Annotated in this window: 22 protein-coding genes; 16 read left to right on the top strand and 6 right to left on the bottom strand. The window is 71.4% G+C overall.

Going from position 1 to position 23,495, the window contains the following annotated elements; translation table 11 throughout:
- Positions 1 to 288 precede the first annotated feature (288 nt).
- From ADK67_RS08235 to murQ, 5 genes are all read left to right on the top strand, one after another.
- The gene (locus tag ADK67_RS08235; RefSeq protein WP_053715796.1) at positions 289 to 2,013 is read left to right on the top strand and encodes a glycoside hydrolase family 3 protein; all 1,725 of its coding nucleotides are present in this window, start codon (positions 289 to 291) and stop codon (positions 2,011 to 2,013) included.
- 5 nt (positions 2,014 to 2,018) lie between these two features.
- The gene (locus ADK67_RS08230) at positions 2,019 to 3,260 is read left to right on the top strand and encodes an exo-beta-N-acetylmuramidase NamZ family protein (protein ID WP_053715795.1); all 1,242 of its coding nucleotides are present in this window, start codon (positions 2,019 to 2,021) and stop codon (positions 3,258 to 3,260) included.
- 13 nt (positions 3,261 to 3,273) lie between these two features.
- Positions 3,274 to 4,926 carry a serine hydrolase domain-containing protein gene (locus tag ADK67_RS08225; RefSeq protein WP_053715794.1) on the top strand — a complete coding sequence of 551 codons (1,653 nt, stop codon included), beginning with the start codon at positions 3,274 to 3,276 and terminating at the stop codon, positions 4,924 to 4,926.
- Between the two features lie 109 nt (positions 4,927 to 5,035).
- Positions 5,036 to 5,953, top strand: coding sequence for a MurR/RpiR family transcriptional regulator (locus ADK67_RS08220; protein WP_053715793.1), 918 nt, complete (start codon positions 5,036 to 5,038; stop codon positions 5,951 to 5,953).
- Positions 5,950 to 6,885, top strand: a complete 936-nt coding sequence (gene murQ / locus ADK67_RS08215; RefSeq protein WP_053715792.1) for an N-acetylmuramic acid 6-phosphate etherase — start codon at positions 5,950 to 5,952, stop codon at positions 6,883 to 6,885. The genes ADK67_RS08220 and murQ overlap by 4 nt, the downstream gene beginning before the upstream one ends.
- Here the strand turns inward: murQ and ADK67_RS08210 are convergent.
- Positions 6,854 to 7,303, bottom strand: a complete 450-nt coding sequence (locus tag ADK67_RS08210) for an Lrp/AsnC family transcriptional regulator (protein ID WP_197289340.1) — start codon at positions 7,301 to 7,303, stop codon at positions 6,854 to 6,856. The two genes, murQ and ADK67_RS08210, sit on opposite strands and share 32 nt — an antisense overlap.
- Before the next feature lie 107 nt (positions 7,304 to 7,410).
- Here ADK67_RS08210 and ADK67_RS08205 point away from each other — a divergent pair, with 107 nt between their 5' ends.
- Positions 7,411 to 8,226: a tryptophan 2,3-dioxygenase gene (locus ADK67_RS08205; RefSeq protein WP_157620008.1), complete on the top strand. Its 816-nt coding sequence runs from the start codon at positions 7,411 to 7,413 to the stop codon at positions 8,224 to 8,226.
- Positions 8,223 to 9,353 carry a kynureninase gene (gene kynU / locus ADK67_RS08200; RefSeq protein ID WP_442974113.1) on the top strand — a complete coding sequence of 377 codons (1,131 nt, stop codon included), beginning with the start codon at positions 8,223 to 8,225 and terminating at the stop codon, positions 9,351 to 9,353. The genes ADK67_RS08205 and kynU overlap by 4 nt, the downstream gene beginning before the upstream one ends.
- Positions 9,354 to 9,525: 172 nt before the next feature.
- Here kynU and ADK67_RS08195 read toward each other — a convergent pair whose 3' ends face one another.
- A complete protein-coding gene (locus ADK67_RS08195; RefSeq protein ID WP_053715906.1) occupies positions 9,526 to 10,251 on the bottom strand; it encodes a hypothetical protein in 726 nt (241 codons plus the stop codon).
- A gap of 93 nt (positions 10,252 to 10,344) precedes the next feature.
- Here ADK67_RS08195 and ADK67_RS08190 point away from each other — a divergent pair, with 93 nt between their 5' ends.
- From ADK67_RS08190 to ADK67_RS08170, 5 genes are all read left to right on the top strand, one after another.
- A complete protein-coding gene (locus ADK67_RS08190; protein ID WP_053715789.1) occupies positions 10,345 to 10,914 on the top strand; it encodes a GNAT family N-acetyltransferase in 570 nt (189 codons plus the stop codon).
- 202 nt (positions 10,915 to 11,116) lie between these two features.
- Positions 11,117 to 13,093: an acetate--CoA ligase gene (gene acs, locus ADK67_RS08185; protein WP_053715788.1), complete on the top strand. Its 1,977-nt coding sequence runs from the start codon at positions 11,117 to 11,119 to the stop codon at positions 13,091 to 13,093.
- Between the two features lie 126 nt (positions 13,094 to 13,219).
- Positions 13,220 to 14,419 (top strand): Na+/H+ antiporter NhaA, encoded by a 1,200-nt coding sequence (nhaA, locus tag ADK67_RS08180; RefSeq protein WP_082403306.1) that lies wholly within the window; start codon positions 13,220 to 13,222, stop codon positions 14,417 to 14,419.
- 57 nt (positions 14,420 to 14,476) lie between these two features.
- Positions 14,477 to 14,947, top strand: coding sequence for a phage holin family protein (locus ADK67_RS08175; protein WP_053715786.1), 471 nt, complete (start codon positions 14,477 to 14,479; stop codon positions 14,945 to 14,947).
- Positions 14,948 to 14,955: 8 nt separating this feature from the next.
- A complete protein-coding gene (locus tag ADK67_RS08170) occupies positions 14,956 to 15,882 on the top strand; it encodes an alpha/beta fold hydrolase (protein WP_053715785.1) in 927 nt (308 codons plus the stop codon).
- Here ADK67_RS08170 and ADK67_RS08165 read toward each other — a convergent pair whose 3' ends face one another.
- From ADK67_RS08165 to nth, 4 genes are read right to left on the bottom strand one after another with little or no spacing between them, the layout of a single operon-like run.
- A complete protein-coding gene (locus ADK67_RS08165; RefSeq protein WP_053715784.1) occupies positions 15,883 to 17,070 on the bottom strand; it encodes a MarP family serine protease in 1,188 nt (395 codons plus the stop codon).
- Positions 17,067 to 17,738 (bottom strand): NUDIX hydrolase, encoded by a 672-nt coding sequence (locus ADK67_RS08160; RefSeq protein WP_053715783.1) that lies wholly within the window; start codon positions 17,736 to 17,738, stop codon positions 17,067 to 17,069. The genes ADK67_RS08165 and ADK67_RS08160 overlap by 4 nt, the downstream gene beginning before the upstream one ends.
- Positions 17,735 to 18,337 (bottom strand): TlpA family protein disulfide reductase, encoded by a 603-nt coding sequence (locus tag ADK67_RS08155; RefSeq protein WP_053715782.1) that lies wholly within the window; start codon positions 18,335 to 18,337, stop codon positions 17,735 to 17,737. Before ADK67_RS08155 ends, ADK67_RS08160 begins: the two co-directional genes overlap by 4 nt.
- Positions 18,334 to 19,101, bottom strand: a complete 768-nt coding sequence (nth, locus tag ADK67_RS08150; protein WP_053715781.1) for an endonuclease III — start codon at positions 19,099 to 19,101, stop codon at positions 18,334 to 18,336. Before nth ends, ADK67_RS08155 begins: the two co-directional genes overlap by 4 nt.
- 281 nt (positions 19,102 to 19,382) lie before the next feature.
- Between nth and ADK67_RS08145 the strand changes: the two genes are divergently transcribed.
- From ADK67_RS08145 to dnaN, 4 genes are all read left to right on the top strand, one after another.
- Positions 19,383 to 19,634, top strand: coding sequence for a hypothetical protein (locus ADK67_RS08145; protein ID WP_015097743.1), 252 nt, complete (start codon positions 19,383 to 19,385; stop codon positions 19,632 to 19,634).
- 201 nt (positions 19,635 to 19,835) lie between these two features.
- Positions 19,836 to 20,510: a Crp/Fnr family transcriptional regulator gene (locus tag ADK67_RS08140; protein WP_033441932.1), complete on the top strand. Its 675-nt coding sequence runs from the start codon at positions 19,836 to 19,838 to the stop codon at positions 20,508 to 20,510.
- A 455-nt stretch (positions 20,511 to 20,965) separates the two neighbouring features.
- Complete coding sequence (locus tag ADK67_RS08135) at positions 20,966 to 22,201, top strand: MFS transporter (protein WP_053715780.1); 1,236 nt, start codon at positions 20,966 to 20,968, stop codon at positions 22,199 to 22,201.
- A 29-nt stretch (positions 22,202 to 22,230) separates the two neighbouring features.
- Entirely contained in the window at positions 22,231 to 23,334 is a 1,104-nt protein-coding gene (dnaN, locus tag ADK67_RS08130; protein ID WP_053715779.1) for a DNA polymerase III subunit beta, read from the top strand.
- Positions 23,335 to 23,495: the final 161 nt, after the last annotated feature.

Below are 23,495 nucleotides of genomic sequence, written 5' to 3'. Positions count from 1 at the left end.
CGGGACGCCGGACGCCGAGGCCAGGTTGGTACGACACGAGTTGCACGCTTGGTAACTCAGAAGCCCGCGCTGACGACGGTGGGGCCCCTCAGGTGAGGGGCCCCACCGTCTTTTCGCGTCCGGACCCCGAAACAGTCCCCGAACGAGTGATGCGCGAACCCCCTGGTTCTGTCGGTGCCCCTCCGCACAATGGCCACACAACGCAACCCGTTGACCCACCTCTGTGACGTGGGTAACTTGCCAAACGCACCACTTGGTGGTGGAAAGTTTCCCAGAGGGGAGGCCGCAGTGCTCCGTCCGCTCGTCGCCGTCGCCGTGGCCGCGGCTTCCGCAGTGACATCCCCGGCCGTCGCGCCCGCGCACGCCGCACCGGACCAGGCGCAGCACCTCACCGCCCTGGTCCGCGGCATGTCGCTGGAGCAGAAGGTCGGCCAGCTGTTCGTCACCTACCTGCACGGCCAGTCACCGGACGAGGCGCACCCGGGCAACGTGCGCGACTTCGGCGTCGCCACCCCGGCCGAGGTGGTGGCCAAGTTCCAGCCCGGCGGTGTCGTCTACTTCAACAACTCCAGCTACGACAACGTCGACACCCCGCGCCAGATCGCCACCCTCTCCAACGGCCTGCAACGGGCGAGCCGCGTGCCGCTGGCCATCGCCACGGACCAGGAGATGGGCATCGTCACCCGCATCGGCGCGCCCGCCACCCAGTTCCCCGGCAACATGGCCCTCGGCGCGGGCCGCAGCGCGGCGAACGCCGAGCACGCCGCCCGCATCACCGCCCGTGAGCTGCGCGCGATGGGCATCACCCAGAACTTCGCGCCGGACGCGGACGTCAACTCCAACCCGGCGAACCCGGTGATCGGCGTGCGCTCCTACTCCAGCGACCCGGCGCTGGCGGCCGAGCTGACCGCCGCCCAGGTGCGCGGCTACCAGGGCCGCTACCTGGCCAAGCACACCGTCAGCGCGACCGCCAAGCACTTCCCCGGCCACGGCGACACCGACACCGACAGCCACTCGACGCTGCCGACGGTCGACCGCACCGAGGCGGAGTGGAGCGAGGTGGACGCGCCGCCGTTCCGCGCGGCCATCGCGGCGGGCATCGACTCGGTCATGACCGCGCACATCACGATGCCGAAGATCGACCCGTCGGGCGAGCCGGCGACGTTGTCCAAGCCCTCGCTCGACCTGCTGCGCGAGAACCTGGGCTACGACGGCGTGGTCATCACCGACTCGCTGGCCATGGCGGGCGTGCGGCAGCTCCACAGCGACGCCGAGATCCCCGTGCTGGCGCTGAAGGCGGGCGTCGACCAGCTCCTCATGCCGGTCGACCTGGAACTGGCCGTGAACAGCGTGCTGGCGGCGGTGCGCGGCGGTGAGCTCACCGAGCGGCGCATCGACCAGAGCGTGCTGCGGATCCTGCGGATGAAGTTCCTGCGCGGCATGCTCACCGGCCCTCTCGTGGACGTGGACAAGGTCGACTCGGCGGTCGGCCCGGCCGAGCACCTCGCCGCCGCCGCGGAGATCACCGACCGCACCGTCACGGCCGTGCGCAACGACGCGGGCGTCCTGCCGCTGCGCGCGAAGCCCACCGCCGCACTGGTCACGGGCTGGGGTGAGACGACGACCCGCACGCTGGCGGGCGTGCTGGGCGGCACCGCCCTGCCCACCGGCAGCGCGCCGACCCAGGCCCAGATCACGGCCGCCGTCCAGGCCGCGGGCAACGCCGACGTGGTCGTCGTGCTCACCAACGCGCTGTCCCGCCAACCGGCGCAGCAGACCCTGCTGACGAGTCTGCTGGCCACCGGCAAGCCGGTGATCGCGGTCGCCGTGCAGAACCCGTACGACGTGGCGCACACGGCCGCGCCGACGTGGCTGGCGACCTACTCCTACGGCGCGGTGTCGATGGCGGCGCTGGCCAGGGTGATCACCGGAGAGGCGAGCCCAGTGGGCAAGCTGCCGGTCGAGGTGCCCGGTCCGACGCCGTACCCCTTCGGCCACGGCTTGGAGTGGTGAGCACCATGGACCGCAGGCACTTCCTCGCCGCGGGCGCCCTCGCCGTACCCGCGCTCACCGCGTTCGACAGCACGCCCGACCACCCCGACCGGCCGCGCCTGATCAAGACCGGCGCGGAGCAACTGGCCGAGGACGGCTGGCGGCGGTTCGCCGGCAGCAAGATCGGCGTGGTCACCAACCCGACGGGCGTGCTGCGCGACCACACCCACATCGTCGACTCGATGGTGGCCGCCGGGGTCAGGCCGCACGCCGCGTTCGGCCCCGAGCACGGCTTCCGCGGCACGGCGCAGGCGGGCGGCTCGGAGGGGAGCTACCTCGACCCGCGCACCGGCATCCCGGTCTACGACACCTACGGCGCGAGCACGGCCAAGATCGCCGAGATGATCGCCAAGGCGGGCGTCGACACGCTCGTGTTCGACATCGCCGACATCGGCGCCCGGTTCTACACCTACATCTGGACCATGTACGCGGTCATGCAGGCGGCCGCCGCGACCGGCGTGCGGTTCGTCGTCCTCGACCGCCCCAACCCGGTCGGCGGCACGGCCCGCGGCCCGCAGCTCGACCCGGCCTACGCCACGTTCGTGGGCCGCAAGCCGATCGCGCAGCAGCACGGCATGACGATCGGCGAGCTGGCCCGCCTGTTCGACGGCGAGTTCCTGCCGACCGACGGCGGCCGGGTGAGCAGCCTCGAAGTGGTCGACGTGAGGGGCTGGAAGCGGGACGACCTGCACTCCGGCATCCCGTGGGTCCCGCCGAGCCCGAACGTCCCCACGCACGACACGGCCCTGGTCTACCCCGGCACGTGCCTGTTCGAAGGGCTCGTGTTCTCCGAGGGCCGCGGCACGACCCGCCCGTTCGAGACGATCGGCGCGCCGGGCCTGGACTGGCGGTGGGCCGAGGACCTGAACGCGCTCGGCCTGCCCGGCGTCCGGTTCCGCGAGACCTACTTCACGCCCACCTTCAACAAGTTCGCGAACAAGCTGTGCGGCGGTGTCGCCCTGCACCTCACCGACGCGCACAGCTTCGACGCGCCACGCACCGCCGTGGCCATGATCGTCACCGCGAGGGCCCGCTACCCCGAGGTCTTCGCGTGGCGCCCCGACCTCTACATCGACAAGCTCAGCGGCTCGGACCGGCTGCGCCGCATGGTCGACGCGGGCGCGAACACCGACGAGGTGGTCGGCGCCTGGGCCGACGAGCTGGCCGCGTTCGACCGCACCCGCCGGCCTTACCTGCGCTACCGGTAGAGGGAGAACAGTGATGCGCGTCCCCGCCCTGCTGATCGCGACCACCATGGCCCTGACCGTCACCGCGCCGGCGCACGCCGACCGCCGCGAGGCCCGCTTCGACCAGCCGCATGAGGGCTGGTCGAGCAGCGTGCTGCGCACGGGTACCCCGCACCACGTGGGACTCGACCCGGCACCGCTCGACGCCGCCTTGGCGCAGATCGAGCGGTACACCGTGCCCGACGCGACCGGCCACCCGCTGTTCGCGGGCGCCGTCACGCTGTTCGCGCACGACGGCGTGGTGGTCACCCACGAGCCGACGGGCTGGGCGGTCCGCTACGCCGACGCCGCCGGCACCGAGCTGCCCGAGGCGCAACGCGTGCCGATGGCCCAGGACACGATCTTCGACCTGGCGTCGATCTCCAAGCTGTTCACCTCGATCGTGGTGATGCGGCAGCACGAGCTCGGCCGGTTCGGGCTGGACGACCCGGTGGCACGCCACCTGCCGGAGTTCGGCGTCAACGGCAAGGAGTCGATCACCGTCCGGCAGCTGCTGACCCACACCTCGGGCCTGGTGGCGTGGCTGCCGCTGTGGTCTCAGTACCCGGACATCCCGTCGCGGCTCAAGGCCGTGATGGACACGACGCCGCGCAGCGCGCCCGGCACCACGTACCTCTACTCGGACCTGAACCTGATCACGCTCGGCGTGCTGGTCGAGAAGTGGTCGGGCAAGACGCTGGACGAGCTGGTCCGCGACGACATCACCCGCCCGTTGGGCCTGGTGGACACCGGCTACAACCCGCCGGCGGCCAAGCTGGACCGGATCGCGGCCACCGAGTACCAGGCGGGCCGGGGCATCGTCCGCGGCAGCGTGCACGACGAGAACGCCTGGTCGCTGGGCGGCGTCGCGGGTCACGCGGGCATGTTCTCCACCGCGCGGGAACTGGCCGTGCTCGGCCAGACGATCCTCAACGGCGGCGCGCACGCGGGCGGCCGGATCCTGCGCGAGGACACCGTCGAGCTGATGCTCACCGACTTCAACCAGGGCTTCCCGGGCAACTCGCACGGCCTCGGCTTCGAGCTGGACCAGCGCTGGTACATGGGCGCGCTGACGTCGCCGAGGGCCGCCGGCCACACCGGCTACACGGGCACCACGCTGGTGCTGGACCCGTTGTCGCGGTCGATCGCGATCCTGCTGACCAACCGCGTGCACCCGAGCCGGAACTGGGGCTCGATCAACCCGGCCCGGCGCGTGGTGGCCAACGGCCTGGCGCAGGCGCTGGCCGTGCGCCCGCGGCACGGCACGGCGTGGACGCCCGAGTCGGCCGGTGGCACGTTGACGACGCGTGACCTGCCGCAGCGCGCCGACCGGCAGCAGCTGTCGTTCTGGGCGTTCGTGGACCTCGACCCGGGCGACCAGGTCGTGGTCGAGGCGACCGACGACGGGTCGACCTGGCGCGAGGTGCGGGTGTTGGCCGGTTACGGGCAACGGCGGTGGCAGAAGGTCGAGGTCGGGACGGAGTCGGCGGTGAAGTTCCGCTGGCGGTACGTGCGCGGCACGGGCTACGGCGGGCGCGGCGTGTACGTGGACGCCGTGCGCGTGACCGACGAGCGGGGTGTGGCCCTCGACGCGGAACGTGAACCAGCGGGTATGCACCCCGAAGGGTGGCGGGCCGCGGACCGTTAGTGACATTCGGACCGCCCGACCCCGCCAAGCGGTGCTATTGGGTCACGGTTGGGGTGAGTTACCCCGACCCCGCGTTGACCGTAGGTTGAGCGGTTAGTAAGTTTCCCACGTGTCCACCGAAAGTACCGCCGACTCCAGTCCCCTGGTCAAGATCCGTTCACTCCTGCCGGGCCTGGCCCGGGCCGAGCAGCGGGTCGCCAAGGTCGTGCTGGACAACCCGGCGACCGTCGCACACCGCAGCATCACCGAGGTCGCCGAGGCCGCCGGCACCAGCGAGACAACGGTGACCCGGTTCTGCAAGGCCATCGGCGTCGGCGGGTACCCGGAGCTGCGCATAGCGCTGGCCGCCGACACGGCCCGGACGTCCATGCGCCCCGACAGGGACCTCGGCGGCGACATCGGCCCCGGCGACGACATGCGCCAGGTCGTGGGCAAGGTGGCGTTCGCGGACGCGCGGGCGGTCGAGGAGACCGCCGAGCAGCTGAACGTGGAGACGCTCGAAGCGGTGGTCGAAGCGGTCGCGGGCGCGGGCCGGGTGGACGTCTACGGGTTCGGCGCGAGCGCGTTCGTCGCGTTCGACCTCCAGCAGAAGCTGCACCGCATAGGGCGAACCTGCTTCGCCTGGAACGACACGCACATCGCGCTCACGTCGGCCGCCGTGCTCACCGAGGCGGACGTGGCCGTCGGGATATCGCACACCGGCTCCACGTCCGAGACCGTCGAGGCGCTGCGGGTGGCCAAGGACCACGGGGCCACCACGGTGGCGCTGACGAACTTCCCGCGCTCGCCGATCAGCGAGGTCGCCGACCACGTGCTGACCACGGCGGCGCGCGAGACCACGTTCCGCTCGGGCGCGATGGCCAGCCGGATCGCCCAGCTCACCGTGATCGACTGCTTGTTCATCGGGGTCGCGCAACGGCACGTGGACAGCGCCAAGACCGCGCTGGAGGCGACGTACGACGCGGTGTCGGGGCACCGCCTCGGCGCCCGACCGGATGGCAGGCGACGTCGGGAGTCCGGTAAATGACCCCGCCCCGGGACGGTGTCGCGGTCCGCGTGGACTCCCCCACCGAGGCCAGGAACCCGCGGACGCAGGACATCGACCGGCTCTCCACGCTGGACGTGCTCCGCCTGATCAACACCGAGGACCACCTGGTCCCCGACGCCGTGGCCGCCGTGCTGCCCGAACTGGCGCGTGCCGCCGACCTCGCCGTCGGCGCCCTGCGCGCCGGTGGCCGCGTGCACTACGTCGGCGCGGGCACCTCGGGCCGGCTGGCCACGCTCGACGCCGCCGAGCTGGTGCCGACGTTCAACGCGCCGCCGGACTGGTTCGTCGCCCACCACGCGGGCGGCCGGGACGCCCTGGTCAACGCCGTGGAGGACGTCGAGGACCAAGGGGCGGACGGCGCCGCCGAGATCCGCAAGCACGCGGCGGCGGGCGACCTCGTCGTCGGCGTCACGGCGTCCGGCCGCACGCCGTTCGTGATGGCGGCGCTGGAAGAGGCGCGCTCGCTCGGCGCGCACACCGTGCTGGTGTCCAACAACCCGACCGCGCCCGCGCCCGTCGAGGTGGACGTGCTGATCGCGGTCGACACCGGCCCGGAGGCGATCGCGGGGTCGACCCGGATGAAGGCGGGCACGTCGCAGAAGCTGGTGCTGACGTCGTTCTCGACCGCCGTGATGGTCCGGCTCGGCCGCACGTACTCGAACCTGATGGTGTCGATGCGCGCGACGAACGCCAAGCTGCGCGGTCGCACCGTGCGCATCCTGCGCGAGGCCACGGGCCTGGGCGAGCAGGAGTGCACGACGGCGTTGGCCGACTCGGGTGGCGACCTGAAGGTGGCGTTGGTGCACCTGCTGTCCGGTGTGCCCGCGGCACGCGCCGCGGAGGCGCTGGAACGCAGCCAGGGGCACGTCCGGCTGGCCCTCAGCCGGCTAGCACCGGGCGCCACGGGATAGGCGTCGACAGCACCATCGCGCTGGACGTCTCGCCGTAGCCGCCCAGCCGCACCAGCAACCGCTCCAACTCGCTGATCGACGTGGTCACCACCTTCACCACCGAGCAGATGTCGCCGGTCAGCCGCACCACCTCCACCACCTCGGGGCAGTCGTCGAGCAGCTCCGGGTGCACGGTGATGCACCGGGGTCCGTAGCACTTCATCCGCACCAGGGCGACCACCGACCGGCCCACCGCCGTCGGGTCGACGGTCGCGCGGTAGCCCGTGATGACGCCCGCGTTCTCCAGCCGCCGGACGCGTTGCGCGACCGTGGGCGGCGACACGTGCACGCGCCGTGCCAGCTCGTTGTACGACAGCCGCGCGTCCTCCTGCAGGGCCTCCAGCAGGGCCCAGTCCACGCTGTCCAGTTCGATGCTCACGACCACGAAGCTACTCCGGCGATGACCTTCCGTTCGTAAGAACTTTCCGCCGGAACACTGTTCGTCGCCCATTCAACTAGCCCGAACGCGCGGTCATGATGGAAGGCATGACTTGTCCGGTCTCACCCAAGCTCGACTTCGGCGGCACGACGCCCTACGAGGACTACGTGCACGCCTCCGTGCTGCACTCGCTGCAGCAGCAGTGGTCCAAGGACCCGCGTGAGATGTCGTTCCTGGTGATCACGCAGGTCATGGAGCTGTACTTCGGCCTGCTGTGCTTCGAGTGGCGGCAGGCCAAGTCCGAGCTGCGCGCCGACGACCTGCGTGCGGCGGTCCGCACCCTGCGCCGCAGCGACCTGCACATGCAGGCGCTCAACGCGGCGTGGCGGCCGATCGCCCGGATGACGCCCGCCGAGTTCAACTCGTTCCGCGACGCCCTCGGCGAGGGCTCCGGCTTCCAGTCGGGCCGGTACCGCGAGGTCGAGTTCCTGCTCGGCGAGAAGTCGCGGTCGATGCTCGTGCCGCACCGCGCCGTGCCGCAGCAGCACGACGCGCTCGAACAGCTGCTCAACGAGCCGAGCCTGTACGACGACGTGCTCGCCGCGCTGCGCCGCCAGGGCCTGCCGATCCCGGCGGAGGTGCTGGAACGCGACGTCAGCCAACCGTACGAGCCGAACGCCGAGGTGGAGGCCGTGTGGGCGGACATCTACCGCGGCGGGTCGCGTGACCTGCTCGAACTCGGCGAGGCGTTGACCGACATCGCCGAGGAGTTCGCCCGCTGGCGGTACGACCACCTGCTGGCCACCCGTCGTTCGATGGGCGCGAAAACCGGAACCGGTGGCTCCGCGGGGGTTGCGTGGCTGGAGAAGCGCACGCAACGCTCCGTCTTCCCCGAACTGTGGACGGCTAGGAGTCACGTATGACGCGCATGACCGACCCGTTGGCGCATCTCCGCGACCTGTTCGACCTCGACGACGACGTGGTGTACCTGGACGGGAACTCCCTGGGCGCGCCGCCGAAGGTCGTCGCCGAACGGCTGCAGGACGTGGTGCGCGAGCAGTGGGGCCGACGGCTGATCCGGAGCTGGTCGGAGGGCTGGTGGGAGGCGCCGGAACGGGTCGGGAACCGCGTCGGCAGGCTGATCGGGGCGAAGCCCGGCCAGGTCGTCGTGGCGGACTCGACCAGCGTGAACCTGTTCAAGGCGCTGATGGCGGCGGTGCGCAACACCGACCGCATGGAGATCGTGGTCGACGCGGGGACGTTCCCGACCGACGGGTACATCGCCAGGTCGGTGGCGGAGCTGACCGGGTTGGCGTTGCGGCCGGCGCCGCCGGAGGAGCTGGACCTGCGGGACACGACGGCGGTCGTGCTGCTCAACCACGTCGACTACCGCACGGGTCGGCTGCTGGACATGGCGAAGCTGACCGAGCAGGCGCACGCGGTGGGCGCGAAGGTCGTGTGGGACCTGTGCCACAGCGCGGGCGTGCTGCCGATCGAGTTGGACGCGCTGGACGTCGACCTCGCCGTGGGGTGCACGTACAAGTTCCTCAACGGCGGGCCGGGTTCGCCCGCGTTCCTGTACGTGCCGAAGCACGCCCAGCCGACGTTCGACCAGCCGTTGACGGGGTGGACGGGGCACGAGGTGCCGTTCGCGATGTCGCCGGAGTACACGCCGGACCCTGGTGTCTCCCGTGCGCGCGTGGGCACGCCGGACATCATCTCGATGCTCGCCCTGGACGCCGCGCTCGACGTCTGGGACCACGTGGACCTCGCCGACGTGCGGGCGAAGGGCCTGGCCCTGACCGCGCACTTCCGCTCGCTGGTCGAGGGCCTGCCGGGCATCGAGGTGATCACCCCGGCCGACGAGTGGCGCGGCCACCAGATCACCCTCCGCCACCCCGAGGCCGCGCGGATCATGGACGAGCTGATCGCGCGCGACGTCATCGGCGACCACCGCCCGCCGGACCTGCTGCGCTTCGGCTTCGCCCCGCTCTACAACACGTTCGACGAAGCCGACCGCGCCGCCACCACCCTGAAAGAACTCCTCTAACCCGCGCGTGTCCTACGTTCAGAACGCGCGTGTCCTACGTTCCGGTACCCCGAGTTCAACGCTCAGAACAGTCGATCTTGTTCTGAGCGTTGAACTCGCCTGTTCTGAACGTAGGACACGCGCGACGCGAACGTAGGACACGCGGGACCTGGAGGTTCGACACGCGCGGGGGTCAGGGGGTGGCGGCGTCGGCGATGCTGCGGGCTTCGCGGGCGCCCGCGGTCAGGGCCTCGCAGTAGAAGAGCAGCCAGCGGGTGATGCCCTCGCGGTCGCCGGTCGAGTAGCCGTGCAGGGCCGCGGCGTAGTCGTTCTGGCGGCGCAGGCACAGGACCTCGGGCACGCCGAGCGACTTCGGGTCCAGGCCCGTGGCGATGGACGCCAGCCGGGACGCCGCACGGGCCACCACACCGTTGGCCGTGTCGAACGGCGCCAGCGACATCAGCTCGCCGTGCACGACGGCGACCAGCAGCGGACCCGGGACGGACGTGCCGCCGGTGACGAGGTGCGCCAACCCGTCCAACCGCTCGGACACGCCGGGCGCGGAACGCGGACGCCCCAGCTCACCGCCCAGATCCGCCCCCGCCAGCACGTGCAGCCGCGCCAACGCCTGCAACGGCGCCCGCTGCCACGTCGGGAACACCACGCCCAACGACTCGGCCACCCGCAACGCGCCCGCCAGCACGGGGTCCGACACGGTGCCGTCCGACGGGATGGCGGTCGGCCCGCCGTCCAACGCCGCCGACGCACGGGCGGCGCGCACGGACGCCTCGGCCGCGGTGGTCGCCCAGCCGCGCAGGTTCACCCGGTGCCGGTGCACCTGGAACACGGCGTCACGAGCACCGGCGACGGCGTCGGCCACACCGGGCAGGTCCAGCAGCGGAGCAAGCGGATCGGTCACGCCGGAGCACACTACCCGTCGGTAAGTGGCCATCCACAACAAGCTGGAAATGGCTATTACAAGTAGCCACTAGCGCCAACTAACGTCCGCGGCATGAACTGGTACGACCGCCCCGTGCTGACCGGCGAGCACGTCCGCCTCGAGCCCTTGACCCCCGACCACGCGGAAGGCCTGCACGAGGCGGGCAAGGACCCGGACGTCTGGACCTGGCTCAGCACGACCCAGCCGACCACGGTCGAGGAGACCCACGCCTACGTCGAACGCAGCCTGGCCGACCCGACCAGGCTCGCCTGGGCGCAGATCGACCCGCGGACCGGTGAGGTCGCCGGCACGACGTCGTACTACGAGATCGACCCGAAGAACCGCGGCCTCTACATCGGCCACACGTGGATCGGCACGCGCTGGCAGCGCACCGCCCTCAACACCGACGCCAAGTTCCTGCTCCTCCGCCGCGCCTTCGAGGACCTGGGCGCGCTCCGCGTCGGCTGGCACACCGACCTGCGCAACGAGCGCTCGCAACGGGCCATCGAACGGCTCGGCGCGACCCGCGAGGGCGTCCTCCGCGTGCACCGCATCCGACCGGACGGCACCCTCCGCGACACGGTCGTGTACTCGATGACCTCGAACGAGTGGCCGGACCTGAAGGCGAGGCTCACGACGTGACGCGAGTCACGACATGTGCCGCTGGTCGCAACCTAGGTGTCGTTCGACGGAATCGCAGTGGTCAGTGGGCCTGCCACGGGTTACACAGTTACCCACGCGTTTCGAACTCGGCCAAAATTGGTCTGAACCTTTTGGGTGCGCAGTGAGCTGAATCGCACTACGGTCAGTGCGCATCCCCACGGATTCAGGAGGTCCGCCCGCCATGACAGAGCCGCAAGTCGCCCTGGACAACCTGTCGACGGAGACCAGGACGTTCCCGCCCAGCGAGGCGTTCACCGCGCAGGCGAACGCCACCGCCGCCCTGTACGGGGAGGCGGACGCCGACCGCGAGGCGTTCTGGGCGAAGCAGGCCGAGCGGCTGTCCTGGGCCACCAAGTGGGACCGGGTCCTCGACTGGTCCGACGCCCCGTTCGCGAAGTGGTTCGTCGGCGGCAAGCTCAACGTCGCCTACAACTGCGTCGACCGGCACGTCGAGTCGGGCCACGGCGACCAGGTCGCCATCCACTGGGAGGGCGAGCCCGGCGACAGCCGCGCGATCACCTACGCCGACCTGCAGCGCGAGGTCTCCAAGGCCGCCAACGCGCTCATCGAGCTGGGTGTCGGCGCGGAGGACCGGGTCGCCATCTACATGCCGATGGTCCCCGAGGCCATCTTCGCGATGCTCGCCTGCGCACGGCTCGGCGCGATGCACAGCGTGGTGTTCGGCGGCTTCTCCGCCGAGGCGCTGCGCACCCGCATCGAGGACTCGCAGGCCAAGCTGGTGATCACCACCGACGGCCAGTACCGGCGCGGCAACCCGGCGGCGCTCAAGCCCGCCGTGGACGAGGCCGTGGCCAAGGCCGCGAGCGTCGAGCACGTGCTGGTGGTCAAGCGCACGAACTCCGACGTCGACTGGACCGAGGGCCGCGACGTCTGGTGGCACGACGTGGTCGACCGCCAGTCCGACCAGCACACGCCGGAGGCGTTCGACTCCGAGCACCCGCTGTTCATCCTCTACACGTCGGGCACCACGGGCCGCCCCAAGGGCATCCTGCACACCTCCGGCGGCTACCTGACCCAGGCGTCGTACACGCACTACAACGTGTTCGACCTCAAGCCGGACACCGATGTCTACTGGTGCACCGCCGACATCGGCTGGGTCACCGGGCACAGTTACATCGTGTACGGCCCGCTGTCCAACCGCGTCACGCAGGTCGTCTACGAGGGCACGCCCAACACCCCGCACGAGGGCCGCCACTGGGAGATCGTGCAGAAGTACGGCGTGTCGATCTACTACACCGCGCCGACGCTGATCCGCACGTTCATGAAGTGGGGCGCGGACATCCCCGCCAAGTACGACCTCACCAGCCTCCGCGTGCTGGGCAGCGTCGGCGAGCCGATCAACCCCGAGGCGTGGATCTGGTACCGGGAGACCATCGGCGCGGGTCAGACGCCCGTCGTGGACACCTGGTGGCAGACCGAGACCGGCGCGATCATGATCTCGCCGCTGCCCGGCGCGACGTCGGCCAAGCCCGGTTCGGCGCAGCGCCCGCTGCCCGGCATCGGCGCGAAGGTCGTCGACGACCAGGGCAACGAGGTGCCGCACGGTGGCGGCGGCTACCTGGTGCTCGACCAGCCGTGGCCGGGCATGCTGCGCGGCATCTGGGGCGACGAGGAGCGCTACCGCGACACGTACTGGTCGCGGTTCGCCGACCAGGGCTACTACTTCGCGGGCGACGGCGCGAAGTACGACGCCGACGGCGACATCTGGCTGCTGGGCCGGGTGGACGACGTGATGAACGTGTCCGGGCACCGCATCTCCACGACCGAGGTCGAGTCCGCGCTGGTCTCGCACCCGACGGTGGCCGAGGCGGCGGTGGTGGGCGCGACCGACCCGACCACGGGCCAGGGCATCGTGGCGTTCGTGATCCTGCGCGGCGGCGTGGCCGAGGGCTCGGACGGCGCCGAGGCGATCAAGGCGCTGCGCGACCACGTGGCCAAGGAGATCGGCCCGATCGCGAAGCCGCGGCAGATCATGGTCGTGCCGGAGCTGCCGAAGACCCGCTCGGGCAAGATCATGCGCCGCCTGCTGCGCGACGTGGCGGAGAACCGGCAGGTCGGCGACGTGACCACGCTCGCGGACTCGTCCGTGATGGACCTGATTTCGAGTGGTTTGAAGTCGGGTGCTTCCGAGGACTGAGACAGAGCACTCGGGAGGGGCCTGCCGTTCGTCGGCGGGCCCCTTCCTGGGTTAGGGTCGCTCCTGGTGAGCCGGGAAGCCTGGTCGGCACGAGGATGAGTCGTAGCCGAACCACCGGAGTCGATCTTGAACCGCATTCGCCCCACCGCCGCCGAGTTCGCGCGCTACCTGCGCACCGAGACCGTCGGCGGCATGATCCTCCTCGCCGCCACCGCCGTGGCGCTGATCTGGGCGAACTCCCCGATCTCCGGCTCGTACACGGCGCTGCGCGACTTCCACGTGGGCCCCGAGTCGCTGCACCTGAGCCTGAGCGTCGGCGACTGGGCCAAGGACGGCCTGCTCGCGATCTTCTTCTTCGTCGCCGGGCTCGAGCTCAAGCGCGAACTCGTGATCGGCGAGTTGAACGACTTCAAGTCGGCGATCCTGCCGGTGGTGGCCGCGCTCGGCGGCATGGTCGTGCCCGCGCTGATCGCGCTGGGCGTCGGCTGGGGTGAGCCGGGCGTCGAGCGGGCGTGGGCCATCCCGGTGGCCACGGACATCGCGTTCGCGCTCGGCGTGCTGGCGATCACCGCGTCGGGGCTGCCGAACGGCCTGCGGCTGTTCCTGCTCAGCCTGGCCGTGGTGGACGACCTCGGCGCGATCTTCCTGATCGCGGTGCTGTTCACCGCGTCGTTCAACCTGGTCGCGGCGGCGGCCGCGGTCGCGTTGCTGGCGCTGTACGCGTTCCTGCAGCACAAGCGGGTGACGACGCCCTGGCTGTACGTGCCGATCGCCGTCGGCACGTGGGTCGCCGTGCACGCGGCGGGCGTGCACGCCACCATCGCGGGCGTCGCGCTGGCCCTGCTGACCCGCGTGCGCAAGGACCACTACGAGCGCGAGGCGCCGGCGTTGCGGCTGGAGCACCGGTTGCAGCCGTGGTCGGCGGCCGTGGCGGTGCCGGTGTTCGCGCTGTTCGCGGCCGGTGTGCCGGTGAACGGCGAGGCGTTGGGCTCGTTGTTCTCCGACCCGTTGGCGTTGGGCGTGATGCTCGGCCTGGTGGTGGGCAAGGTGGTCGGCATCGTGGGCGCGTCCGCGTTGGCGGTGCTGTTCAAGGCCGCCCGGTGGCCGAGCGGCGCGGGGCCGCGGGACATCGTCGCGGTGGCCATGCTCGGCGGGGTCGGGTTCACCGTGAGCCTGTTGATCGCGGACCTCGCGCTGGACGGTCCGGCGGCCGAACAGGCCAAGGCGGCGGTGCTGCTGGCGTCGTTGACGGCGTCGCTGCTCGCGGCGGTCCTGCTGGTCCGGCGCAGCAAGGTCCACCAGCGCGCCGACGAGGACGGGCAATAGTGCTCCGGATCAGCCGGTCGGGCGGCCTCGGTCCGGCGTGCATGGCACGATGAGCCGGTGACCAGCGCTCGGGAGAACACCAACGGCAGCGGACTGCCACCTGTTCCGTCGATCCCGTTGACCGCGGAGAGCGCGGCGAAGATCGCGGAGGAAACGTCCATCGGCGGGCTGGTGCGCGACGCCACGGCCCACCTGTCCACGTTGGTCAGGGCGGAGGTCGAGCTCGCCAAGTCCGAGGTCGCCGGCGAGATCAAGAAGGGCGTCAAGGGCAGCGTCTACTTCATCGTCGCGCTGACCGTGCTGCTGTTCAGCTCGTTCTTCCTGTTCTTCTTCGGCGCGGAACTGCTGGACGTGTGGCTGCCCCGCTGGTCGGCGTTCCTCATCGTGTTCGGGTTGATGCTCCTCACCTCGGTGCTGTTCGCGCTGCTGGGCTACCGGAAGGTGAAGAAGCTGCGCGCGCCGCAGCGGACCATCGACTCGGCCAAGGACACCGTCGCGGCACTCCGGCACCGCGGCGAGGGCCACTGAGCCGCGCCGTGCGGCTGCCTCCGGACCCGTCGACCGCCCGGGTGCCCGGCCCGTGGACGCACCGCGACGTGTCCGCGAACGGCATCCGCCTGCACGTCGCCGAGCTGGGCGAGGGCCCGCTCGTGCTGCTGCTGCACGGTTTCCCGGAGTTCTGGTGGACGTGGCGGCACCAGCTCGTCTCGATCGCCGAGGCGGGCTACCGCGCGGTGGCCGTCGACCTGCGGGGCTACGGCGACTCCGACAAACCACCGCGCGGCTACGACGGCTTCACGCTCGCCGGTGACGTCGCGGGCCTGGTGAAGGCGCTCGGCGAACCGCGGGCGCACCTCGTCGGCCACGCGTGGGGCGGCATGCTGGCGTGGACGGTCGCCGCCATGCACTCCCGGCTGGTCTACTCGGTGACGGCCGTGTCCGCGCCGCACCCGCTGGCGCTGCGCCGCGCGATCCGCCGCCACCCGCGCCGGCAGGGCCGGGCGAGCGCGCACCTGTTCCGCTTCCAGCTCCCGATGTACCCGGAACGGTGGCTGACCAAGGACCGCGGCGCGGCCGTGGCCGGGATGCTCGCCGCGTGGGGCGGTCCGAAGTGGAGGGTGTCGCCCGAGTTCGACGAGGTGGCGCACCGCAACCGGGAGGCGGTCCTGGTGCCGGGCGTCGCGCACAGCTCCATGGAGTACTACCGGTGGGCCGTGCGGTCGCAGCTGCGCAGCGACGGCCGCCGCTTCGCCGAGGCGGTGGACCGCACGTTGGACGTCCCCGTCCTCCAGCTCCACGGCGCGCTCGACCCGGTGGTGCTGGAACCCACCGCGTCCGACTCGGCGCTGTGGACGGGCGCCCGGTCCGTCTACCGCGTGCTGCCGGAGGTGGGCCACTTCCCGCACCAGGAGGCGCCGGGCACGACGAGCCTGCACATCACCGACTTCCTGGCGAAGGTCTAGTCACGACGCGCAGGTCTGCGTGGACGCCCGGCGCACCAGTGTCGGCGCCTTCGCCACTTCCTCCGCGACCTCGTCCGCCGTCAGCACGAACCCGGTCTCCTGGTCGTCCACCGCCGCGCCGAACACCACGCCCATCACCCGCCCCTGCGGGTCGACCAACGGCCCGCCGGAGTTGCCGCTGCGCACCTTCGCCCGCACCGTGTACACGTCCCGCGTCACGGTCTGCGCGTCGTAGATGTCCGGCCCGCGCAGCATCCTGATCCGCTCGCGCACCCGTGCCGCGGACGCCGTGTACGGCCCGTCCAACGGGTAGCCGAGCACGATCCCGTCCTCGCCCGGCGCGATCTCGTCGGTGCGGAACTGCAGCGGAGTCGCCTCCAGGTCCGGCACGGCCAGGATCGCGATGTCGGTCTGCGCGTCGTAGTGCACGACCGTGGCGTCGAACTCGCCGATGCCGACCTCCACCGTCACGTCCGTGGTGCCCGCGACCACGTGCGCGTTCGTCATGACCCGCTCCGGCGAGATGACGAAACCCGTGCCCTCCAACGCCCGCGAGCACGACGGCGCCCGGCCGCGCACCTTCAGCACGCTGGGCTCCAGCTTCCGCACGATCGGGTTCGCGCTCAGCGCCGGGTCGGGCGGGCCGACCTCCCGCAGCGGCGTCCGGTCGAACGGGTCCATCGCGGCCGGGAAACCGGACACGTCGAACAGGTTCTGCAGGTCGTCGGCCAACGTCCGCGCGGCCTGCGGCATGGTGTCGTCGACCGTGGACAGGATCACCGACTGGTTGAGCGCCTTCGCCAACGACGGCAGGCCGGCGACCATGGTCAGCGGCAGCGCGATCATCCACGCCACCACGAAGACCACCGCGCCCTGCACGATCGCGCCCAGCGCGTTGTCCACGCCGCGCAATGGGGTCGAGTTCACCTTGGGCTTGATGGTGCGGCCGATGTACACGCCCAGCGTCTCGCCCAACGCCACGAGCAGCACCACGATGCCGACCGCGAACACGACCTTGGTCACCACGTTGTCGAACTGGGAGACGACCAGCGGCGCGAGCTGCGTGCCCAGCACCAGGCCGATGAGCACGCCGACGAACGCGGGCAGCGCCACGACCATCCCCTGTCGCGCGCCGGACACCGCGGCGAAGGCGGCCAGCGCCAGCACGAGCAGGTCGACCCAGTTCACGACACCTCCACCGCTCGCAGGGCCAGGTCGAGATCGCGCACGTCCGCGGTGTCCCACGGCCGTTCCCACCCGCCCAGCGCGAGCAGGCCGTTGAGCAGGCCGGCGGTGAAGCCCCACACCAGCATGCCCGGTGCGGAGAACGCCGCACCGACGTACCCGGACGGGTGGCTCACCCGGAACCGGTTCGCCGGGTCGGCCAGGTGCGCGATCGGCACCCGCGCCACGGCGGCGGTCTCGCCCGGGTCGACGGGTGCGACCGGCGACGGCTCGTCCCAGTGCGCCAGCACGGGTGTGACGACGAACCCGGACACCGGCACGTACAGCCGCGGCAACGTCGCCACCGGCCGCACGCCCTCGCGCAGCACGCCGGTCTCCTCGAACGCCTCGCGCAGCGCCGTGTCCACCGGCCCGTCGTCGGTCGGATCGGCCGCGCCGCCGGGGAACGCGACCTGCCCGGGGTGCGAGCCGAGCGTGTCGGCACGGCGCAGCAGCAGCACGTCGGGACCGCTCGGACCGTCGCCGAACAGCATGAGCACGGCGGCGGGACGTCCGCTGCCGTCGGGCGGCGGCGTGATCCGGGTGAAGGCGCGGGCGTCGATCTCGGCGGTGGCCTTGACCAGCCCGCCCATCCACCCGGGCACGTCGTCCGGATCGACCAGGGCCGTCATCCGACCACCTCGCGCACCTGCTCCACCGACGTGAAGGTCACCGGATCGGTCACCTGGGTCAGCGAGCCGTCCGCGCCGACGACGTAGTTCATCGGCAACGTCCGGGGCACGCGGGCAGCCCTGCGCACCCCGTCGGCCGGATCGGCCACCGACGGCAGGCGCACGCCGAGTTTCGCCAACAGCTCCAGACCGTCAGCCTCCTTGCTCTCCACCAGGACCGCGACCACGTCGACCGCGCCGGGCTCCTGCGCGTAGGCGTCGAGGACCTTGAGCTCCTCCTGACAGGGAACGCACCAGGTGGCCCAGAAGTTCACCACAGCCGGTCCGGTGACGGTGGACGCCACGTCGACCGGCTGCCCGTCGCCCAGGCACGTGACCGTGAGACCGCGCAGCACCTGCGGCCCCTGAACGTCCGCCGGACCTCGCGGGCACGGCCTGAGCGCGGCCTGGTCACGTGCGGCGTCCAGGTCGGTCGTCGGCATGGTCCGGGTCGGGATCGCGTTCTGGTCGACCGGATCAGGTGAGCGAGGCCACAGCGCGACGGCGCCCGCCACCGCCAGCACCAGGACGACGGCGGCCCACCGCGCTGCCGGGCTCACGCCAGTTTCTCCCCCGCGCGCACGCGTTCGGCGAGTTCGATCAGGTGCGGCGCTTCCTCGCCCTTGACCAGCTTCTGCGCCTTGACCGGGTCGACCTGGCCGATGCCGTAGGACGGGCACTGGGGCGCCAGCAGGCACGCGCCGCACGCGGGTGTGCGGGCGTGGCAGACGCGGCGGCCGTGGAAGATCGTGCGGTGCGAGAGCAAGGTCCACTCCTTGCGCTCGACCAGCGCGCCGATCGCGTGCTCGACCTTGACCGGGTCCTCCTCCTCGGTCCAGCCCCAACGTCGGACGAGCCGGCCGAAGTGCGTGTCGACGGTGATCCCCGGCACACCGAAAGCGTCGCCCAGCACCACGTTCGCGGTCTTGCGGCCGACGCCGGGCAACGTCACCAGGTCCTTCAGCCTGCCGGGCACCTCGCCGCCGAACCGCTCCACCAGGGCGGAGCCGAGGCCGATCAGCGAGGTCGCCTTGTTGCGGTAGAACCCGGTCGGCTTGATCAGCTCTTCGAGCTCGGCGCGGTCGGCGGAGGCGTAGTCGGCGGCCGTCCGGTACCGCTTGAACAACGCGGGCGTGACCAGGTTCACCCGCACGTCCGTCGTCTGCGCCGAGAGCACGACGGCCACCAGGAGTTCCAGCGGCTCGGTGAAGTCCAGCTCGCAGTGCGCGTCCGGGTAACCCTCGCCGAGGACCCGCACCATGCGACGCGCCCGGCGGACCAGTCCCAGCCGCGTCTCCGGCTGCTTCACCGCGCTCTTCGCCATGCGGACGAGATTACTGGCCGCCGCCGCGCGCACGGCGGCTCGGTCGGGCGCGAGGTCCGGTGAGGTCCCGCGGAATCCCGCGATGTGCTGCGAGATTTCCCACCCTCGCGGGGGATACGCGCCGGCGAGCGGCGCTCCGGGCGAAGCGCGACGATCGAGGGGCAGGCAACCATCGGCCGCCCGCACACGTCCTTTGAACGGCTGAACGACCTCGAACCGACACGCCGGAGTGACCCCCCTTGACCGCGCGCCGAACCGGATGCGCAAGGATCGGAGCCATCATGACTGCCTGGTTCGTCATCGCCGTTCCGATCGTGATCATGTTCTTCGCGCTCTTCATGGAGCGCGTTGAAGCTCGTCTGCGACACGTCGCCGTGCAGGAGGACGAGGTCGAGGAGTTCCTGGAGTCGGCCCGGCCGGACGAGGTCAGGGCGCTCTACGGGCACGGCATCGGCCGCGCGCTGGAACTGTTCCGGCTGCGCAGGCTGGGCGGTCGTGCCAGGAACCTGCGTCAGCGGCGCACCCGCCGCTAAGCGGGGTAGGACCGGCGAGGCCCACGGGGTCAACCCCCCGGCGGGCCTTATCGGGCTGTCCGGGGCTGTGGTGGGCGGCGCGCCGAAAGGCGATCCCGACCACAGCCCTTAGACTGCACTCAGTGATCGGCGGCAGGCGCTGATCCGCCAGAAGGCGGAACGCGCTCAACCATGCCGCCGCGTCTCGACAGGAGGGACGAGGTGGACGAGACCCTGGCCCGCGCGGGCATTTTCCAGGGGGTTGAACAGGCCGCAGCGGAGGCGCTGGCGCAGACGCTGGAGTCTGTTGAATTCCCGCGTGGCCACGTGATCTTCGCGGAAGGCGAGCCGGGTGACCGGCTCTACATCATCCAGTCCGGCAAGGTGAAGATCGGCCGCAAGTCGCCGGACGGCCGGGAGAACCTGTTGGGGATCTTCGGACCGTCCGACATGTTCGGCGAGCTGTCGATCTTCGACCCCGGTCCGCGCACGTCCACCGCGACCACGGTGACCGAAGTGCGCGCGGTCAGCATGGACCGCCCAGCGCTGCGGCAGTGGATCACCAACCGGCCGGAGATCGCCGAGCAGTTGCTGAGGGCGTTGGCCCGCAGGCTGCGCCGGACGAACTCCATGCTGGCCGACCTGATCTTCACCGACGTGCCCGGCCGGGTGGCCAAGGCGCTGCTGCAGCTCGCACAGCGCTTCGGCAGCCAGGAGGCCGGTCTGCTGCGGGTCACGCACGACCTGACGCAGGAGGAGATCGCCCAGTTCGTCGGCGCCTCGCGCGAGACGGTGAACAAGGCCCTGGCCGACTTCGCCCACCGCGGTTGGCTGCGACTGGAGGGCAAGAGCGTGCTGATCCTGGACCCGGAGCGCCTGGCCCGCCGCGCCCGCTAGCAGCACTGGAGAGCAAGAACAACAAGACCGGGCGCCGCCCCCGACGCGGCGCACCGGTCTTGTTGCCGCACGGCCCATCCCCCGACAGACCGCGCCTTCCACACCTCCGGCACCCGCAGGCCCCGACCCTCGTGGCGCCGGAAGGAGGCTTGGTTACCCGCTGCTACCGCGCTCGAAACAGGCCGGGAGCGGCTTGGCGGTGACTTGGCGGTGGCTACTTCCACGATCGCACGACACCTCCCCCGCAACTCAAGCCCGTTCACCCTCAAGGACCCTCTGTTCAGCGGTTTCTCCGTGTGGTTTCACCCGGTCATCCCATTGTTGTAATCGAACTGCAATCCACTCCCAGCCGATGGACGGTTCAAGACCATCCGGCGTACCCGCGGTGACCTGGTGATGGATCACACCGCGCAATGACTGGTACGGGCGTACCAGTGCGGTGCATACTGGTACACATGTCCCATTCTGCCCGCCTCTCCGACTACCGTGCTGCCCTCACCACCCCCGGCATGCGCGGCCCCGTGGTCGCGTCCCTGCTCGCCCGCCTGCCCATCGCGATGGTCGGCCTGTCGCTGCTGCTCTACGTGCAGCGCGAGACCGGCTCGTTCGCCGCGGCGGGTCTGGTGTCGGCGTCGTCGCTGGTCGGTGTCGCGGTCGGGTCGATCGTGCAGGGCAGGCTGATGGACCGGCACGGGCCGACCCGCCCGCTGCTCGGCGCGGTGGCGCTGTTCGCGGTGTTCGTGGCGTTGGCGATCAGCGCGGTCGAGGCCGGCGCGACGTTGGCCGTGCTGGTGCCCGTCGCGTTCCTGGTCGGGATCACCGAGCCGATGGTCGGCTCCGCGTCCCGCGCCCTGTGGTCGCACGTGCTGCCGGCCGGGTCGACGCGGCTCGCCGGGTACGCCTACGAGGCGATCAGCATGGAGGTCTTCTTCATCCTCGGCCCCGGTCTGGCCGGGCTGCTGGTCACGGCGCCGTGGGCGGGGACCGGCGTGGTGATCGGCGCGGTGTCGATGGCGGTCGGCGCGCTGTGGTTCGCGTTGAACCCGACGGTGCGCGGTGTCCGCCCGGCGCCCATGAGCCGCAGCCTGCTCGGCGCGCTGGCGTCACCCGGCATGCGCACGGTCGCGTTGGCGGCGTTGGGGTTCGGCGTGACGATCGGGTTCATCGAGGTGGCCGTGCCCGCCGCCGCGGCGCAGGCCGGTCACGTCGGCGTGGGCGGTCTGCTGCTGAGCCTCTGGTCGGTCAGCTCGGTGCTGTTCGGCGTCCTGTACTCGATGAAGCCGTTCCCGCGGGCGATGCACCTGCGGCTGCCCGTGCTGCTGGGCGGGTTCGCGCTGCTGTCGCTGCTGCTCGCCGTGCCGACGGGGTTGATCGGTCTGGGCGCCGCGCTGCTCGTGGTCGGCACCCTGATCACGCCGCAGGCCACCACCCACTCGGCCGCGATCGAGCAGGTCGCACCCGACGGCACGGCCACCGAGGCGTTCGGCTGGGTGGTGACGGCGGTGACCGTCGGGTTGGCGATCGGCCAGTCGGCGAGCGGTCAGCTGGTCGAGGTCTACGGCACCGGCGTGGCGTTCGTCGCCGCCGCGGTCTCCGGCCTGGTGATCGCCGTGCTGGTGTGGATCTTCCGCCGCACGGTCGCGGCCGGCGTGCCGCTGAGCCAGGACGAACTGGCCCTGGTGGCCCGCTGATTGTCGGTGGTCGGGTCTAGCTTGTCGGCATGGACCTGACCGCCACCACCGCCGACCTGGCCACTGCCGCCGCCGACGTCGCCCGCCTCCTGCCGACCAGGGTGTACGACCCGGTCCTGGCCGGCTTGGTGCTGCGGGCCGACGGTGGCGGGGTCGAGCTGGCGGGCAGCGACCGCGAGCACGCCGTCCGCCTGACCCGTGCCGCCACCGTGCACGCGGACGGCGCGGTGGTCGTCCCGGCCCGGCCGCTGGCCGACACCCTCCGCAGCCTGGAGGACCCTCAGGTCAGGCTGGTCGTCGAGGGCTCGCGCCTGGCCGTCCGGACTTCGACGGCCCGCTTCGCCCTGCCGTTGCTCGACTTGTCGTCCCACCCGGGCATCCCCCCGCTGCCGCCCGCCGTGGGCGTGATCCCCGCCCGCACCCTGACCGCCGCCCTGGCCCCGGTCTCGTCCGCCGCGTCGAAGGACGACGCCCTCCCGATGTTCACGGGCGTGCGGATGCACGGCGCGGGCGGCCGGCTGGAGCTGATCGCGACGGACCGTTATCGGATGGCGTTCGCTTCGCTACCGTGGGTGCCGACAGGGGAGCTGGACGTGCTGGCGCCGGCGGTGGTGCTGGCCGAGGCGTCCAGGCAACCGGACCGTGCGGCGGACGTGACGGTGCACGCCGACGCGGACCGCATCGCCTTGTCGTGGGCCGGTGGGAGCGTCAGCACGGCGCTGCTGGCCGCCCCGTTCCCGGACGATCGAGTGCGGAAGCTGCTGGAGGCGGTCATCGACAGCACGGTGGTGGTGGAGGCCGATGTGCTGGCCGGCGCGGTGCGACGCGCCGTCCCGTACGCCGGTCCGCACGGTTCGGTCACCATCCAGGTGGACGACGGCGAGCTGCGGGTGCGCGGCAGCGACCCGCAGAGTGGAGAGTCCGAGGAGTCGGTCAAAGCCACCATCGACGGCAACCGCGTGACCAAGACCTTCCAGGCCCGCTACCTGGCGGATGCGTTGCGCGCCTTCAGCGGCCGCCGGGTGGAACTCCGCATCCAAGACGGCCTGCGCTCCACCGTCCTGACGAGCCAAGCGGGCCCGGACGGTGTAGAACTCACCTACCTCGTCGTCCCCCTCCGAACCGTCTCCTGACCAAACCGCCCACCAACACAATCGGGTGAACATCGCCCAAAAATGTACGGAAACACTGTTCTCGTACCTCGGTTGAAAACCAGCAGCCCGCCTCAACCACCCCCGACCGCCCACCACCCGAAGCCAAGCCGCCCACCACCCGGACCCACCCACCACTGACC

Origin of the sequence: Saccharothrix sp. NRRL B-16348, assembly GCF_001280085.1 — a bacterium.
Classification (GTDB): Bacteria; Actinomycetota; Actinomycetes; order Mycobacteriales; family Pseudonocardiaceae; genus Actinosynnema.
This window is presented reverse-complemented; position numbering and strand designations above follow the sequence as displayed.

Bases quoted from the DNA above. Each gene is read 5' to 3' on its own strand.
- ADK67_RS08205 (WP_157620008.1), top strand. From the start codon at position 7,411: ATGACTTGTCCGGTCTCACCCAAGCTCGACTTCGGCGGCACGACGCCC.
- ADK67_RS08190 (WP_053715789.1), top strand. From the start codon at position 10,345: ATGAACTGGTACGACCGCCCCGTGCTGACCGGCGAGCACGTCCGCCTC.
- nth (WP_053715781.1), bottom strand. From the start codon at position 19,101: ATGGCGAAGAGCGCGGTGAAGCAGCCGGAGACGCGGCTGGGACTGGTC.
- ADK67_RS08135 (WP_053715780.1), top strand. From the start codon at position 20,966: ATGTCCCATTCTGCCCGCCTCTCCGACTACCGTGCTGCCCTCACCACC.
- ADK67_RS08160 (WP_053715783.1), bottom strand. From the start codon at position 17,738: ATGACGGCCCTGGTCGATCCGGACGACGTGCCCGGGTGGATGGGCGGG.
- ADK67_RS08145 (WP_015097743.1), top strand. From the start codon at position 19,383: ATGACTGCCTGGTTCGTCATCGCCGTTCCGATCGTGATCATGTTCTTC.
- ADK67_RS08225 (WP_053715794.1), top strand. From the start codon at position 3,274: ATGCGCGTCCCCGCCCTGCTGATCGCGACCACCATGGCCCTGACCGTC.
- ADK67_RS08230 (WP_053715795.1), top strand. From the start codon at position 2,019: ATGGACCGCAGGCACTTCCTCGCCGCGGGCGCCCTCGCCGTACCCGCG.
- dnaN (WP_053715779.1), top strand. From the start codon at position 22,231: ATGGACCTGACCGCCACCACCGCCGACCTGGCCACTGCCGCCGCCGAC.
- kynU (WP_442974113.1), top strand. From the start codon at position 8,223: ATGACGCGCATGACCGACCCGTTGGCGCATCTCCGCGACCTGTTCGAC.
- acs (WP_053715788.1), top strand. From the start codon at position 11,117: ATGACAGAGCCGCAAGTCGCCCTGGACAACCTGTCGACGGAGACCAGG.
- murQ (WP_053715792.1), top strand. From the start codon at position 5,950: ATGACCCCGCCCCGGGACGGTGTCGCGGTCCGCGTGGACTCCCCCACC.